This window comes from Salinivibrio sp. MA440 (genome assembly GCF_001996265.1).
Lineage (GTDB): Bacteria > Pseudomonadota > Gammaproteobacteria > Enterobacterales > Vibrionaceae > Salinivibrio > Salinivibrio costicola.
Genome location: NZ_MUFI01000001.1, coordinates 85,153 through 99,943 on the forward strand (window position 1 = coordinate 85,153; position 14,791 = coordinate 99,943).

Consider the following 14,791-nt stretch of genomic DNA (forward strand, 5'->3'; position numbering starts at 1 on the left):
TATATATTCTCATTATTTCAGTACATTAGGATTGGCTTTCCGGTCGATGTCAACGTGGTGGTTAAATGTAAACCTAAATTTAGTCATTTTCACTCAATTACGCATCAAGCCAATCGTCAGGAATGTGGCTCATCGCCGTGGTCAGTACTTCAATACTTGCTCCCGGCTTGTGCGCATTCTCGCTGATATAGCGACGCCACTGCCGCGCGCCAGGCATATTTTGGAACAGACCTAACATATGGCGACTGATATGGTTCAGTTGCGCCCCTTGAGAGAGCTGTTTTTCGATATATGGGAACATGGCTTCAACCGCTTGACGACGTGTAATGCGAGGCGTTGTCATACCAAATAAACGCTGATCGGCCTCGGCCAACATAAAAGGACTCTGATAAGCTTGGCGACCAACCATCACCCCATCAAGATGCTCAAGATGCTGCTCCGCTTCCTCAAGACTTTTCACCCCGCCATTGATAGCAAGCGTCAGGTGCGGAAAGTCTTTTTTGAGCTGATACACGCGTGGGTAATCCAGTGGCGGGATATCGCGGTTCTCTTTTGGGCTCAAACCGTTTAACCACGCTTTGCGCGCATGAATCGTGAACATATCACAGCCACCTTTTTCGCTGACTGTCTCAACAAAGTCGGTTAAAAATTCATAGCTGTCTTGCTCATCAATACCAATGCGGGTTTTCACCGTAATAGGCACATCGGTGACTTCTCGCATGGCAGCCACACACTGCGCCACCAGCTCAGGCTCCGCCATTAAACACGCACCAAAGCGACCGTTTTGCACCCGATCCGACGGGCAACCGACGTTAAGGTTAATTTCATCATAACCACGCTCAGCCGTCAGCTTAGCGCATGTTGCCAAATCGGCCGCATCCGAACCCCCCAGTTGCAACGCCACCGGATGCTCCTGCTCGTTATAGGCAAGGTAATCCGCTTTACCATGAATGATCGCCCCCGTGGTAACCATCTCGGTAAACAGCAAGGTTTGCCCAGATAATAAACGATGAAAGTAACGGCAGTGTCGGTCCGTCCAATCGAGCATGGGTGCAACAGAGAAACGCTGCATCACCGTTTTTGGCGTCATATCAGGGCTGGCGGCGGTTTGGCTAGGGGTAGTCATGGTCTCGAATCTCTGCAAATTACGTTGAACGACGGTCGTTTTCGACAGGCGGACGCGGATTATACACATTGCATCGGTAAGATTTAAGCAGAACCGGTTCACCAGCAGGCTTGGAGAAATAAATCGGTAATATAACAGTATGGAGACCGTTATGGGGATTGCTAAAAAGAAAGTTGAATGGTTAGCTTTAAGGTGACTGCTGCGATAACCGGAAATATTTTTCTGCGACAAGATAGCTAATCACACTTTCTCGTTGGTGATCAAAAAATTGACTTACCCATTGATGGGCGTTGTTAATAATCGTCTGTGCTTCGTGAGGGTGAGCAAGGTAGTGGTCCATCACCGTCTCGAGGTTAGAGAAATCCGCATTAACCTCGGCATAGTGAACACCGGGAATCAATCGGCCCTCCATAAACCAAGTTTCATACTCCATTGGTGGTGACAAACAAAGCGAGTTAGATGACATGATCCATTTTAAGTTGGTCGCGACATCTTTCCCTTCCACACTGAGGATAAACTTATGTTGAAGCTGCTCTTGATGTGTAAGCGGGGCTTTTCGATAAAACTGATCATCAGTACTCACAGGACGCGTATCCCCTACATCAATCGTGGAATGAGCGTAAAAGCGCTTAAGGAGCTGACGACGCTTATCATTAAAGCATCGTCCTCGCCACACCACACTATCCCGCTTTTGCAAAAAAGGCACAGGATCATCCATAAATTGAAAATGACGGATAGCATTGAGTTTCAGTAGGACAGCATTTTGGTTATCGCCATGAATCGGGCGACTTTTCACGAACGCAGGACATACAGGTACATTGATGACATCTCCACCTATATAGTGCAAAAATAACCCATCTGGAAAACGGCGCATGACTCGTAACATATCGAAAAAGTAGGCTGAGCCACAGTCTCGTTTCAAGTTACCTGTTTGGTGTTTAATGAGCGAAGGAACAAAGGAGAATGGTTGGGCCATGCGATTATAATACGCGACACGATCATCAATATAATCTTTGTGTTGGCGATAAAGCTCATCGAAGTCTCTGTCTACTATCTTACGATATAAAAACTTAGGGATAGTATTTATCGCAATATTATAGCCGTAGTATTGAAACTTCTTCACGTTTAATGACTTATCAGAAAGGTTACGGGTAGAATGCCAAATCACAAAGACCTTGGCAAGCGAGAGAGCCGAACGATGCGCTCTCTCGCAACAAGACTTATTTGATAGTGAATTTGCCTTTCATTACCGTCCAATGGCCGGGGAAAGAGCAGAAATAAGTTAAGTCTTTGCCTTGCAACCCATCGGTTGAGAAGGTGATGGTGGTGCTTTCGCCGCCGCCAACCAACTTGGTATGTGCCAAGATACGATCATCACCTTGTGGTAGGTAATCGTTATCGGCACCCGCACCCGCGCCTTTCATGGCGATATCTTGCAAGTTAGACGTTTCCGACAGCACCCAGTTGTGGCCCATCGAGGTCACAGGCATTGAGCCTTGATGCTCCAGCGTGAGCGTCACTTCACTACAGCTTGCTGGTACGGACAACGATGACTGGTCGTAGGCCATTTTATCGCCGGTGGTGACAGTTAACTCACACTCATTGGCAGCCGCTTGCGTAGAGACAGACGCGAACGCCAAAGCGGCGAGGGCTAACAGTTTTTTCATCGGTACATACTCCTGTTATGGATGTAAAGGTATGTTTTTTATGCCTGTGGCACACTGCCATCATACTGACATGACAGCGCAAAACAGTTAGCCGATTCAAAAATCGACTGATTATTTATTGTTTTTACTTCTATCATTACCCAAAGGTAGCTGATCGCGATCAAGTGGTCATAGACTATCTATTTACACTTGTGGCAAAGCGCATAGGATAAAGATACGCAGGGTGCGTTGGTATACAGCTATGATAAGATAACTGTCTGACTGTTAGTACTTTGAGGCGCTATGACCCAGATCACTGGTTTACTGCACCGCGCACAGCAGCTGTGTGAGCAACGTGGTGTGAGATTAACGCCGCAACGAACCCGCGTTTATGAAATTATCGCCAATAACTCACGGGCGATTACCGCGTACGAGCTGCTCGATATATTGCGTGAAACCGAGCCACAAGCGAAACCCCCAACGGTGTATCGTGCGCTAGACTTTCTATTAGCACAGGGGTTTGTGCACAAGGTAGAGTCGACCAATAGCTATATTGCCTGCTGCCACTTAGGGCATCAGGGGCACTGCTCTCAACTGCTGATTTGTGATCAATGCGGCACCGTAGAAGAGTGTCACACTGAAGAGCTATCAGAGGCATTGCGTGAGAAAGCGCGTAAAATGGGGTTTGATGTGCAACATCATGTGATTGAAACCCATGGCACTTGTGCACAATGCTTGGCTCACTAACACTGATTTGATTAGGACGGACACTCTTTATGGAAGCACAATTCGTCAACCCATTTCTTACTTCACTGATTAATGTGCTACAAACCATGGCACAGCTGGACATCCAGCCAGAGAAGCCTCATTTAAAAAAGTCAGAGATCGCAAAAGGTGACGTCTCTGGGTTGATAGGCATGGTTGGTCCACAAACCAAAGGATCATTTTCAGTCACATTTGATGAAGATATGGCACTGGAAATCATGCAACGCATGCTGGGCGAGCGTTCAGAATCCATTGATGAAGAAGTGACCGACATGGTCGGTGAGATTACTAATATGGTGACAGGCGGCGCTAAGCGGATCCTATCCGAAAAAGGCTTTGAGTTTGAAATGGCGACCCCAGTGGTTGTCTCAGGCAAAGGCCATACCATCAACCACAAAAGCGATGGCCCAGTGATTATCATGCCGTTCAAGTCCCCACATGGCACAGCGTTTATCGAGATCTGCTTCGATCATTAAACAACGATGCGCAGCTTAGTCAACCCACCTATACTAAGATAAAAACGCCGCGATAAGCATCGCGGCGTTTAGCTTTCTCAATTAATCTTAGTCGGTCAGCTTACGCTTGGCGCCACTGCTTGAATGCATTGATCAGTCCATTGGTCGAGCTATCATGGCTCTCAACCTGCTGATCATCACTCAGCTCAGGCAAAATGTTGCTTGCCAGTTGTTTACCCAGCTCAACACCCCACTGATCAAAGCTGAAAATGTTCCAAATTACACCCTGAGTGAAGATTTTATGCTCATACATCGCAATCAAAGCCCCGAGTGTATAAGGCGTGATTTTCTCAACCAAAATAGAGTTGGTTGGACGGTTACCTTCAAACACTTTAAAGGGTGCGATCACGGCCACGTCTTCGGCCGATTTGCCCGCTTTCACTAGCTCGGCTTCGACTTGCTCACGGCTCTTACCAAAGGCTAATGCTTCGGTCTGAGCAAAAAAGTTCGCCATCAGTTTAGCGTGGTGATCGCCAATCGCGTTGTGACTATGCACGGGGGCAATAAAGTCACACGGGATTAACTTAGTGCCTTGGTGGATAAGCTGATAGAAAGCATGTTGGCCGTTTGTACCAGGTTCACCCCAGATGATTGGGCCCGTTTGATAATCAACCGGATTACCGTGACGGTCGACGTATTTACCGTTTGATTCCATGTTGCCTTGCTGGAAATACGCGGCAAAGCGATGCATGTATTGATCATACGGTAAAATCGCTTCTGATTCAGCACCGTGGAAGTTGTTGTACCAGATACCAATTAACGCCAACAACACCGGCATGTTTTGCGCCATGGGTGCGGTTTTAAAGTGGTTATCCATTTGATGTGCGCCATCGAGTAAGGCGACAAAATTGTCAAAGCCGACGCCTAAGCAAATCGATAGACCAATGGCTGACCACAGTGAATAACGGCCACCAACCCAGTCCCAAAACTCGAACATGTTGGCCGTATCAATCCCAAAGTTCGCAACAGCATCGGCATTGGTTGAAAGCGCCGCAAAATGCTTCGCCACCTGGCTTTCATCTCCAGCGGCCTTCATAAACCAGTCACGCGCCGTGTGCGCATTGGTCATGGTTTCTTGGGTGGTAAAGGTTTTTGAAGCCACCAAGAACAACGTCGTTTCAGGATTCAGGGCTTTTAACGTTTCGGCCATGTGGGTGCCATCAACGTTAGAAACAAAGTGTAAATTGAGGTGGTTTTTGTAGGCTGCCAGCGCTTCAGTGACCATGTAAGGGCCAAGATCTGAGCCACCGATACCAATGTTCACCACATCGGTAATTGCTTTACCGGTATAGCCTTTCCACTCACCGCTGATCACACGCTCAGAGAATGATTGCATTTGCGCGAGTACTGCGTTGACGTGCGGCATGACATCTTCGCCATCCACCATAACAGGCTGGTTGCTACGGTTACGCAACGCAGTATGAAGCACGGCTCGGTCTTCTGTACGGTTGATTTTCTCACCATTAAACATCGACGTAATCGCGTCTGAGACGCCCGTTTCGTCTGCCAATGCCAATAACTTGGTCAGGGTTTCTTCGCTGATCAGGTTTTTGGAATAATCCAACAGAATGCTGTCTTCAAATTGCGTTGAGAAATGGGCAAATCGGTCTGGATTATCCGCAAACAGATCCGCCAGTGTATAGTCCTGTGCTTCTTCAAAGTGGGCGGTCAGTGATTGCCACGCCACGGTTTGTGTGGGGTTCGTTGTCTTTAGCATCATGTCATCCAAATCGCGTTGTGAGTGCTGCTGTGGGTATCACAGCAGGCTGGAGTCCTGTATAACGTCAGCACCACCATGCTGTACGCAGCGGTTATTGGTGTAATATTACATAATCATGGCTCGATTCTCACATGCAATCGCTGTGAGTAGGTTGCGATTAATCATAGAATAGTTGGATCGCCTTTGGGCTAACTGATTACGATAGAGATCACAACAAGGATTGCTTATGTGGTACCAAACTGAAATTCGCTTACGCCCGCGCTCTCGAGGCTTTCACCTTGTGACCGACGAGATCATCGACACACTGCCTGTGTTGCATGATATTGAGATGGGGATGATGCAGGTATTTATCAAACATACCTCAGCCAGTTTAACCCTCAATGAAAATGCGGACCCCACCGTGCGTCAAGATATGGAGTCCCATTTTAATCACTCAGTGCCCGAGCGTGCGCCCTATTACCGTCATACCTATGAGGGGGATGATGATATGCCGGCACATATTAAGGCGTCTTTACTGGGGGCCAGTGTCACTGTCCCTATCACTCAAGGACATCTCAACCTCGGTACGTGGCAAGGGATTTATCTAGGCGAACACCGTGATCAGAGCGGTTCACGTACGCTAGTCGTCACACTTCAAGGCGCGCCTACCGCGGGCTAATCAACCGAGACAAAGCAGTCCCGAGGCGTTTAGCGTATCACTGCGTTTCGCTCACCCCCCTCGGGGAGGGATTGGTTAGATATTGACGTGGGACGCGGCCTGTCACCTGGCAGACAAGTTCATAACCAATCGTATCAACCAAGCGCGCGATGCGCTCAACCGGGAGCTCGGGTCCCCACAACACCGCTTCATCACCCACCTTATCGGTCGCATCTGGACCCAGATCAACGGTGATCATATCCATTGAGACGCGCCCAGCCAGCGGAACTTCTCGACCATTGAGCCATACGGGCGTGCCGTCAGGTGCAGAACGCGGATAGCCGTCGCCATAGCCGATCGCAATCACACCAATCAAGGTATCGCGCGAACTGCGCCAACGCGCGCCATAACCTACCGGCTCGCCAGCTTTGAGACGACGCACAGCCATGACCCGCGATGTCAGGCGCATTGCCGGCTTCAAACCAAGTGCGTCGCCTGTTAATTCAATACGAGAGGAAATGCCATACAGGCAAATACCTGGGCGCACCCAATCAAAATGACTTTGCGGCCAAAATAACGTGCCGGAAGATGCAGCCAATGAGCGTTCACCGGGCAGCCCTTCCGTAACGCGCGAGAAGGTGTCAATTTGCGCTTGGGTGATCGGATTATCCATTTCGTCCGCGCAGCCAAAATGACTCAAGTAACCAATCTCAGGCGCTACATTGTCGCAAGCATGCAGGGCAAAAAGCGCACCAGGCACCTGATCCGGTTCAAAGCCGAGCCGATGCATGCCTGAGTCCACTTTTAGCCATACCGACAAAGGCGAAGATAGGGTCGCTTGTGTCAGCATTGCCACTTGCTCATCACAGTGCACCGTGGCGGTCAATTGGTGCTCAACCAATAACGGCAGCTCATCCGCTTCGTAGAAACCTTCGAGTAGCACAATGGGTAAGGTAATGCCCGCTTGACGCAGCGTCAGTGCTTCTTCTATCCGCGCCACCCCAAAGGCATCGCTATAAGGCGCCAACGTCGTCGCAACGGAGGTTAGCCCATGACCGTAACCGTCCGATTTGACCACTGTCATCACTTTGCTACCGGGGGCTTTGCGACGCATCACTTGGATGTTGTGCACCATGGCCTCGGGATCAATGAAGGCGCGAGCCGCATTGGTCATGGTAGACAGATCACTCATCATCAAACGCGGGTCCTGCATAATTATCAAAGCGTGAGTACTGGCCTTGGAAGGTCAAGCGCACACTACCAATTGGACCGTTACGCTGTTTACCAATCAGGATTTCTGCAATCCCTTTCATGGCACTTTCTGGGTTGTAGACTTCGTCACGATAAATAAACATGATCAAGTCAGCATCTTGCTCAATCGCACCCGACTCACGCAGGTCCGAGTTAACGGGGCGCTTATCAGCACGTTGCTCCAACGAACGGTTAAGCTGCGATAGCGCCACTACAGGCACATTCAGCTCTTTCGCGAGCGCTTTCAGTGAACGCGAAATTTCAGCAATTTCCAAGGTCCGGTTTTCTTGTAGCCCTGGCACGCGCATCAGTTGCAAATAGTCGACCATGATCATGCTCACGCCACCATGTTCGCGCGCCACACGGCGGGCTCGCGAGCGCACATCAGTCGGTGTTAGGCCGGAACTATCATCGATGTACATGTTCTTTTTCTGCATCAAGATCCCCATCGAGGACGAGATACGCGCCCAATCTTCATCATCTAATTGGCCGGTTCGGATCTTGGTTTGGTCAACCCGTGATAACGAGGCCAACATACGCATCATCAGCTGCTCAGCCGGCATCTCGAGCGAGAAAATCAATACAGGCTTTTCTTGATCCATGGCTGCGTTTTCACACAAGTTCATCGCAAAGGTCGTTTTACCCATCGATGGTCGTGCCGCGACGATAACGAGATCAGAAGGCTGTAAGCCTGCCGTTTTCTTATTAAGATCGGTAAAACCCGTCGATACGCCGGTAACCCCGTCTTGCGGTGACTTGAACAGCTCTTCAATGCGCTCTAGGGTGCGACTCAGTACCGAGTCAATGTGCTGTGGACCTTCGGTTTCACTAGTCCGAGACTCAGCAATCGCGAAGACTTTACTCTCCGCCATATCGAGCAAATCTTCTGAGCTTCGCCCTTGGGTATCATAGCCCGCATCGGCAATTTCATTGGCTACCCCAATCAGGTTGCGCACCATGGCGCGCTCACGCACAATGTCGGCATACGCCACAATGTTAGCGGCGCTCGGGGTGTTTTTCGCCAGCTCCGCCAAGTAAGCAAAGCCGCCCACATCGTCGAGCGTTCCCGCCTTTTCGAGATGCTCAGACAAGGTGATGAGATCAAGCGGCTTCCCCTCATCCAGTAGCGATTTGGTCGATTCATAAATCAACCGATGGGGTCGGCTATAAAAATCATGGCCGACGACTTTTTCCGCAACCGCATCCCAACGTTCATTATCCAACATTAAACCACCTAAAACCGACTGCTCGGCCTCTATCGAGTGTGGTGGCACTTTGAGGTTAGCGACTTGCTGATCTTTTGCGGGTTTACGATTGTCTGCCATAAAAACTCACCTATTGCTAATGGAGGTCATTATACCCGCTGTCCTCGTGGGACGCTGCCCCATGAGACATTTTTTTCCAAACGCTGAATGACCTCCTCGAATTCTAACCCAAATTTGACTATCACAATGCAAACAGCGCTTAGCATAGCGGCGCCTTAGATTGCGTGAGATGAAAGTAGTGAAGTCTTTTTGTCAGCCCGTGTGGTTATCAATTTGGATGGTATGCGGGGTCCCTGCCTATGCAAGTGACGATAATAAAACATCAGAATCACCTTGGTCAGCCGATATTTCGCTCGGTTATCAGCGCCTCGGTGGTAACTCAGATTCTCAAACCATCAATAATGCGCTCACAGGTCAATATCAAGTTGAGCAATACAGTTATCAAGCCAGCATTAGCCTGTTGCAAGTTGAAAAAGATGGTGAAGAGGACAAACGTAAAACAGAGCTAGAGTCGCAAGCTAATATGCTACTTGGTGACAGAAGCTATGCGCTACTCAATGCCACTTATGTCGCCGACCGTTACGGCCCTTATTATGACGATTTTATGCTGGCAACGGGTTTAGGTTATCACTGGCTTCAAAACGCTAAGGTCACATTAAGCACCGAGATAGGCCCAGGTTTTCGTTACCAACAACCGAACGTCGATGAAATTGATGATGACGATTTGATCATGCCTTACTCAGTCAGTGAATCAGTGATACGTGGACAGGCAAGAGGAGAGTGGCATATGCTCGATAATGTCAGTTTAGAAGGAAGAAGTATTATCATTTCAGGGAGCAGTAATACCAGTGTCGAAGGATCACTCACTTTGGCATCAACCATTACTGAAAAGTTATCGATAAAAATAACCAACAAACAGACTTACATGACAGATGTCCCTCCGGGACTAAAAAATCGCGACAGTATGTTCACGGTCGGTATTCGTTATCAATGGTTATAAACCGCTGAAAAAACAAAAAGCCAACCCGAAGGCTGGCTTTTTATCGAAACCTTGTTGCTAATTACATAGCAACAACGTTCACGTTGACGGTCGCGAAAACATCATAGTGCAGTTGCACGCTGATTTCGTACTCGCCAGTGTGACGCAGTGCGCCTTCTGGTAGACGAACTTCGTTTTTAGCGATTTCAACGCCCGCTGCAGTCACAGCGTCAGCGATATCACGGGTACCGATAGAACCAAACAGTTTACCTTCATCACCCGCTTTCGAAGCGATTTCAACCGCTTCTAGTGCTTCAACTTTCTCAGCACGCGCTTGAGCAGCAGCCAGTTGCTCAGCAACTTTTGCTTCTAGCTCAGCACGACGTGCTTCAAAATGTTCAATGTTGGCTTTGGTTGCCATAACAGCTTTACCCTGAGGGATAAGGAAGTTACGTGCATAACCAGATTTAACAGTTACCTGATCACCTAGGCCACCCAGGTTACCGATTTTATCAAGTAGAATAACTTGCATTCTTCAATCCTCTCTAACTTGGACAGTTCCGATTACTGATGCTTGTCAGTGTACGGCAGCAGGGCCAGGTAACGAGCGCGCTTGATAGCACGAGCCAGTTGACGCTGATACTTAGCACGAGTACCAGTGATACGGCTAGGTACGATTTTACCTGATTCGGTAATGTAATTTTTTAGAGTCGCTACATCTTTGTAATCGATCTCTGTGACGCCTTCTGCAGTGAAACGGCAGAATTTACGACGACGGAAGAAACGTGCCATGGGCTTATCTCCTGATCTAAATGTCTATAATAGTGTCGGCATGCAATACCAATTTTCCCTCGCCTTGTCGGCTGGTCTGGTAAGCAATAAAACCGCTTACCTTGATATGGCTACCTAAAGCTAAATTTTGCGTTTGTTGTGTTGACCCTTGCCCACTCACAACCACAGATAAACGACAAAAAACTTGTCGAGGGAAGTCAGCTTCAACCTGCGTGGAACGATGCTCTAACACAAAGTGACAGTGCGGAACGCCTGCAGGGCTTTGGCGACGGACCGGACCTTTACTGATAACACCAGCAAGCTCCAACCGATTGGTCATCACAGCAATTACTCAGCTGCGTTTTCGCCTTCAGCTTCAGCTTCCGCTTTTGCTTCTGGCTTCGCTTCCGCACGCTCTTCACGCTCAGGGCGATCTTCACGCTTAGCAGTACGCTCTTCTTTAGCCTTCATCATGACAGATGGCTCAGTGATAGCGTCTTTAGTACGCATGATCATGTTACGGATCACTGCGTCGTTGAAGCGGAACATGCTTTCTAGCTCGTCAATCACAGCCTGCTCGGCTTCTACGTTCATCATAACGTAGTGTGCTTTGTGCAGTTTGTTGATTGGGTAAGCCAGTTGGCGACGGCCCCAGTCTTCTAGACGGTGGATCTGACCGCCTGCATCTTTAATAGACGCAGTGTAACGCTCGATCATGCCAGCAACTTGCTCGCTCTGATCAGGGTGCACCATGAATACGATTTCGTAATGACGCATTGAGTTGCTCCTTACGGATTAATCAGCTTCCACAATTGGCTCGGTCGTCCAGCGGAAGCAAGGAACGGAAAAGAAAAGACCGAGAATCAGGCGCGAGATAGTACAGAATTGCAGCGTCATAAGCAAACGGATTTTGTCTTTATCGGTTGGTTGTTCCATGGCATCCCCGAAAAAAGCATGACCAATTTCAAAAAAAATAAGAAATCAAGCCTGCAAACTGTCAATTATGTGCGAATTACCACCAACATCACGCTATGGATGTACTTCTTTTTTGCCAATAATTAATTTCTGAATCCACACTCAAATTATGACATTCCCGCCTCCTTTTCTTGGCAGTTAATGCCCAAAATAATCTTTTTATTGCCTATGCTTGAGCGGAAAAGCCGTTTTTAGTGCAAAAAGCGTAGAGGAAGACCTCATTAATCACTGACTGTATTGATGAAATTCGTTTCAAAAATTTTTGGAGCAAAATATGAAGATAGTAACACCATCGCGTATGGTCGCACTTGGTTTGGCAGGGCTCGCATTAAGTAGCCCCAGCGTACACGCTGCAGTTGATTGCCAGCCATTATCCGATTGGCAGAATGGCAATACCTACACTAAAGGGGATCAAGTAAAAACAGATAACACCGCCTATGAAGCGAGGTGGTGGACGCAAGCCGACCCGGCCACCCAATCTGGCGAATGGAAAGCGTGGAAAATCCTCGGCCAGTGCGCGGGCAGCGTCAACCAAGCCCCTACCGCAACCTTAACCGTCTCTCCGTCTGGACCGATTGAGGTTGGTGACACACTCACCTTCACCCTCGCCGGGACAGACACTGATGGCACAGTGACCTCATTCGCGCTCTCACAAGGCGACACCCTATTGTATGAAGGTGCAGAAGCAACCGCCATTCGCTGGCAAGCCGAACAAACGGGTCGTTTTACATTTACTCTCACCGTGACCGACGACAAAGGCGCTACCGACATCCAGACATTGCAACAGGTGGTGGGTGATGACCAAACCGGCGGCGATGAGTATACCTGTCGTCCGGCTGGTTTATACACCACCCCAGATGTCGAGGTGCCGTATTGCTCTGTGTATGACGAAAACGGCCTTGAAGACATGGGCGCCGATCACCCTCGCCGTGTCATTGGCTATTTCACCAGCTGGCGAAACGGCGCCAACGGCCAGCCCGCTTATTTAGTCAGCGATATTCCTTGGGACAAGATCACCCACATTAACTACGCCTTTGCCCACATCAACGCGGACAACCAACTGTCTATCGGCGATCCCAATGCCCCCGATAACCCCGCGACCCAAATGACCTGGCCGGGCGTGGCCGGCGCAGAGATGGATCCAACCCTGCCGTACAAAGGCCACTTTAACTTACTCAACAAGTATAAAAAGCAGCACCCCGACGTGAAAACACTGATCTCCGTGGGTGGCTGGGCCGAAACCGGGGGCTACTTCGATGAAAACGGCGAGCGCGTTGATAGTGGTGGCTTCTACACCATGACCACCAATGCCGATGGCAGCGTCAACCAAGCTGGCATTAAAGCTTTCACCGACAGTGCCGTCGCCTTCTTGCGCCAGTATGGCTTTGATGGTCTAGACATTGATTATGAATACCCATCATCAATGAAAGACTCTGGCCACCCTGACGATTTCGAGTACTCCAACCTACGTCGTGCGCACTTGAATAAATCCTATCAAGTGCTGATGAAGTCACTGCGTGAAGCACTCGATAAAGCCAGTGCGCAAGATGACAAGCACTATATGCTGACCATCGCCGCACCGTCATCGGGTTACTTATTGCGCGGAATGGAAACCTTCCAAACCACCCAATACTTAGATTACGTCAACATCATGAGCTATGACCTGCACGGGGCATGGAACGATCATGTTGGCCATCAAGCGCCGCTGTACGACACCGGCGAAGACTCGGAGCTTAAACAGTGGAATGTCTACCAAACCCCTGAGTTCGAAGGGATTGGTTATTTAAATACCGACTGGGCAGCCACCTATTTTATGGGCGGTATGTCACCCGGCCGTATCAATATCGGTATCCCGTATTACACCCGCGGCTTTAAAGACGTGCAAGGTGGCGACAAAGGCCTTTGGGGACGCGCGCCATTGCCAAACCAAAGCGAGTGCCCAGCCGGCACGGGTGTCGGTGAGAAAAACAAATGCGGCAACGGTGCAGTCGGGATAGATAACCTTTGGCATGATGTGGACGAGCTAGGCAACGAAGAGCCTGCCGGCTCTAACCCTTTATGGCATGTGAAAAATTTGCTCGATGGCAAACTACCGGCCTATGCGGCAGAGTACGGGCTCGACCCTGAGCAAGATCCTAGCGACCGTCTCACCGGTAACTATCAAGCTTATTACGATGACATCGCCAAAGCGCCATGGGTTTGGAACGAAGAAAAACGCGTATTCCTGTCAATGGAAGACGAAACCTCGATGGCCGAAAAGGTCGACTACGTGGTCAATAAGGGCCTAGGCGGGGTGATGTTCTGGGAGCTGGCGGGGGATTATCGCTATGATGATCAGCGTCAAGCCTACTTTATGGGTGACACCCTGACCTCGCTGGCGTACCAAACCTTTAAGCAAGCGGGCAGCGACTACTCACTACAACGTGGCGACGCCAATTTCCAAGTGCCAAGCGAGCAAGTGGATGTCACGCTTGACGCGCTGAACTTCCCAGTGGGCGATGACAACTACCCTATTCGCCCCACGTTCCGCTTTACCAACCACTCCGATCTGGACTTATCGGGCGCCACCATCAGCTTTGATGTGCCAGTGTCTACCTCGGCCATTTTTAAATCTGACTGGAACGCCCAGAAAAAGCTGCGCATGGAAGTGGTGCGTGATAGCAGCAATGCCAGTGGTAACAACATCGGCGGGTTTGATGCCACCCATCATCGCTTTGCCATCACCTTGATTAACGAATGGGGTGGTATAGAGCAAAGCTTTAAGCCGGGTGAAACCTTGGACGCTCAGGTGATGTACTACATGCCTATCACCAACCCAACCAATATCACCATCGAAAAAGATGGCCAGCGCTATGCGGTGAAGCAGGAGTATCCAAGCCTTCCGCCTGCGCTTCCCGGTAGCACCAGCCAAAGTGGCGGAGAGTCTCAGTGTCCTGGCGTCGATATCGCCAGCCTGAGTACCTACCCCAACTGGCCTAACGGGGTCAATCATGCCAGCGGTGGCGACCAACTTATCTACCAAGAGGCGGTATGGGAAGCCAAGTGGTGGACCCAAGCGGCACCCGGAGGTCAAGCTTGGCGCCAAGTCTGCAGCCTCTAATCCATTTCTAGTCTTGAATGCGGGGGCTGCGTGCCCCCGTT

Annotated in this window: 16 protein-coding genes; 5 read left to right on the forward strand and 11 right to left on the reverse strand. The window is 49.6% G+C overall.

Translation table 11 applies throughout. From position 1 onward, the window contains the following. Positions 1-97: 97 nt before the first annotated feature. The 3 genes from dusA to azu form a co-directional block, all read right to left on the reverse strand. Complete coding sequence (dusA, locus tag BZG80_RS00370; protein WP_077678530.1) at positions 98-1,126, reverse strand: tRNA dihydrouridine(20/20a) synthase DusA; 1,029 nt, start codon at positions 1,124-1,126, stop codon at positions 98-100. A 187-nt stretch (positions 1,127-1,313) separates the two neighbouring features. After that, complete coding sequence (locus tag BZG80_RS00375; RefSeq protein WP_077678547.1) at positions 1,314-2,249, reverse strand: glycosyl transferase family 90; 936 nt, start codon at positions 2,247-2,249, stop codon at positions 1,314-1,316. A 97-nt stretch (positions 2,250-2,346) separates the two neighbouring features. Beyond that, positions 2,347-2,793 (reverse strand): azurin, encoded by a 447-nt coding sequence (gene azu, locus BZG80_RS00380; protein WP_077678531.1) that lies wholly within the window; start codon positions 2,791-2,793, stop codon positions 2,347-2,349. 282 nt (positions 2,794-3,075) lie between these two features. Between azu and zur the strand changes: the two genes are divergently transcribed. Continuing rightward, positions 3,076-3,519 (forward strand): zinc uptake transcriptional repressor Zur, encoded by a 444-nt coding sequence (gene zur / locus BZG80_RS00385; protein WP_021023501.1) that lies wholly within the window; start codon positions 3,076-3,078, stop codon positions 3,517-3,519. A 29-nt stretch (positions 3,520-3,548) separates the two neighbouring features. After that, positions 3,549-4,013, forward strand: a complete 465-nt coding sequence (locus BZG80_RS00390) for a chemotaxis protein CheX (protein ID WP_021023500.1) — start codon at positions 3,549-3,551, stop codon at positions 4,011-4,013. 100 nt (positions 4,014-4,113) lie between these two features. On the opposite strand, the gene pgi is transcribed toward BZG80_RS00390, so the two are convergent. Next, positions 4,114-5,769 carry a glucose-6-phosphate isomerase gene (gene pgi / locus BZG80_RS00395; RefSeq protein ID WP_077678532.1) on the reverse strand — a complete coding sequence of 552 codons (1,656 nt, stop codon included), beginning with the start codon at positions 5,767-5,769 and terminating at the stop codon, positions 4,114-4,116. Between the two features lie 229 nt (positions 5,770-5,998). On the opposite strand from pgi, the gene BZG80_RS00400 reads away from it, so the two are divergent. After that, positions 5,999-6,430, forward strand: coding sequence for a secondary thiamine-phosphate synthase enzyme YjbQ (locus BZG80_RS00400; protein WP_077678533.1), 432 nt, complete (start codon positions 5,999-6,001; stop codon positions 6,428-6,430). A gap of 37 nt (positions 6,431-6,467) precedes the next feature. On the opposite strand, the gene alr is transcribed toward BZG80_RS00400, so the two are convergent. Further along, entirely contained in the window at positions 6,468-7,622 is a 1,155-nt protein-coding gene (alr, locus tag BZG80_RS00405; protein WP_077676639.1) for an alanine racemase, read from the reverse strand. Then, positions 7,594-8,985, reverse strand: coding sequence for a replicative DNA helicase (locus BZG80_RS00410; protein WP_021023496.1), 1,392 nt, complete (start codon positions 8,983-8,985; stop codon positions 7,594-7,596). The genes alr and BZG80_RS00410 overlap by 29 nt, the downstream gene beginning before the upstream one ends. A 169-nt stretch (positions 8,986-9,154) precedes the next feature. Between BZG80_RS00410 and BZG80_RS00415 the strand changes: the two genes are divergently transcribed. Beyond that, on the forward strand, positions 9,155-9,925 hold the full coding sequence (locus BZG80_RS00415) for a DUF481 domain-containing protein (protein ID WP_077678534.1): 771 nt from the start codon (positions 9,155-9,157) through the stop codon (positions 9,923-9,925). Positions 9,926-9,986: 61 nt separating this feature from the next. Here the strand turns inward: BZG80_RS00415 and rplI are convergent, their stop codons facing one another. From rplI to BZG80_RS15845, 5 genes are read right to left on the reverse strand one after another with little or no spacing between them, the layout of a single operon-like run. Then, the gene (rplI, locus tag BZG80_RS00420; protein ID WP_021023494.1) at positions 9,987-10,436 is read right to left on the reverse strand and encodes a 50S ribosomal protein L9; all 450 of its coding nucleotides are present in this window, start codon (positions 10,434-10,436) and stop codon (positions 9,987-9,989) included. A 32-nt stretch (positions 10,437-10,468) separates the two neighbouring features. After that, the gene (gene rpsR / locus BZG80_RS00425; RefSeq protein WP_021023493.1) at positions 10,469-10,696 is read right to left on the reverse strand and encodes a 30S ribosomal protein S18; all 228 of its coding nucleotides are present in this window, start codon (positions 10,694-10,696) and stop codon (positions 10,469-10,471) included. Between the two features lie 16 nt (positions 10,697-10,712). Next, entirely contained in the window at positions 10,713-11,015 is a 303-nt protein-coding gene (gene priB, locus BZG80_RS00430; RefSeq protein ID WP_021023492.1) for a primosomal replication protein N, read from the reverse strand. Positions 11,016-11,023: 8 nt separating this feature from the next. Continuing rightward, positions 11,024-11,452: a 30S ribosomal protein S6 gene (gene rpsF, locus BZG80_RS00435; RefSeq protein ID WP_077460007.1), complete on the reverse strand. Its 429-nt coding sequence runs from the start codon at positions 11,450-11,452 to the stop codon at positions 11,024-11,026. Positions 11,453-11,470: 18 nt separating this feature from the next. Further along, positions 11,471-11,611 carry a hypothetical protein gene (locus BZG80_RS15845; protein WP_158011513.1) on the reverse strand — a complete coding sequence of 47 codons (141 nt, stop codon included), beginning with the start codon at positions 11,609-11,611 and terminating at the stop codon, positions 11,471-11,473. Between the two features lie 313 nt (positions 11,612-11,924). Here BZG80_RS15845 and BZG80_RS00440 point away from each other — a divergent pair, with 313 nt between their 5' ends. Beyond that, the gene (locus BZG80_RS00440) at positions 11,925-14,750 is read left to right on the forward strand and encodes a glycosyl hydrolase family 18 protein (RefSeq protein ID WP_077678535.1); all 2,826 of its coding nucleotides are present in this window, start codon (positions 11,925-11,927) and stop codon (positions 14,748-14,750) included. The last annotated feature ends 41 nt before the right edge of the window (positions 14,751-14,791 follow it).

Excerpts from the sequence above, each read along its gene's own strand:
- rplI (WP_021023494.1), bottom strand. The coding sequence starts at position 10,436 with ATGCAAGTTATTCTACTTGATAAAATCGGTAACCTGGGTGGCCTAGGT.
- azu (WP_077678531.1), bottom strand. The coding sequence starts at position 2,793 with ATGAAAAAACTGTTAGCCCTCGCCGCTTTGGCGTTCGCGTCTGTCTCT.
- BZG80_RS00400 (WP_077678533.1), top strand. The coding sequence starts at position 5,999 with ATGTGGTACCAAACTGAAATTCGCTTACGCCCGCGCTCTCGAGGCTTT.
- BZG80_RS00440 (WP_077678535.1), top strand. The coding sequence starts at position 11,925 with ATGAAGATAGTAACACCATCGCGTATGGTCGCACTTGGTTTGGCAGGG.
- pgi (WP_077678532.1), bottom strand. The coding sequence starts at position 5,769 with ATGCTAAAGACAACGAACCCCACACAAACCGTGGCGTGGCAATCACTG.
- dusA (WP_077678530.1), bottom strand. The coding sequence starts at position 1,126 with ATGACTACCCCTAGCCAAACCGCCGCCAGCCCTGATATGACGCCAAAA.
- BZG80_RS15845 (WP_158011513.1), bottom strand. The coding sequence starts at position 11,611 with ATGGAACAACCAACCGATAAAGACAAAATCCGTTTGCTTATGACGCTG.
- BZG80_RS00410 (WP_021023496.1), bottom strand. The coding sequence starts at position 8,985 with ATGGCAGACAATCGTAAACCCGCAAAAGATCAGCAAGTCGCTAACCTC.
- rpsF (WP_077460007.1), bottom strand. The coding sequence starts at position 11,452 with ATGCGTCATTACGAAATCGTATTCATGGTGCACCCTGATCAGAGCGAG.
- BZG80_RS00390 (WP_021023500.1), top strand. The coding sequence starts at position 3,549 with ATGGAAGCACAATTCGTCAACCCATTTCTTACTTCACTGATTAATGTG.
- alr (WP_077676639.1), bottom strand. The coding sequence starts at position 7,622 with ATGCAGGACCCGCGTTTGATGATGAGTGATCTGTCTACCATGACCAAT.
- zur (WP_021023501.1), top strand. The coding sequence starts at position 3,076 with ATGACCCAGATCACTGGTTTACTGCACCGCGCACAGCAGCTGTGTGAG.
- priB (WP_021023492.1), bottom strand. The coding sequence starts at position 11,015 with ATGACCAATCGGTTGGAGCTTGCTGGTGTTATCAGTAAAGGTCCGGTC.
- BZG80_RS00415 (WP_077678534.1), top strand. The coding sequence starts at position 9,155 with ATGAAAGTAGTGAAGTCTTTTTGTCAGCCCGTGTGGTTATCAATTTGG.
- rpsR (WP_021023493.1), bottom strand. The coding sequence starts at position 10,696 with ATGGCACGTTTCTTCCGTCGTCGTAAATTCTGCCGTTTCACTGCAGAA.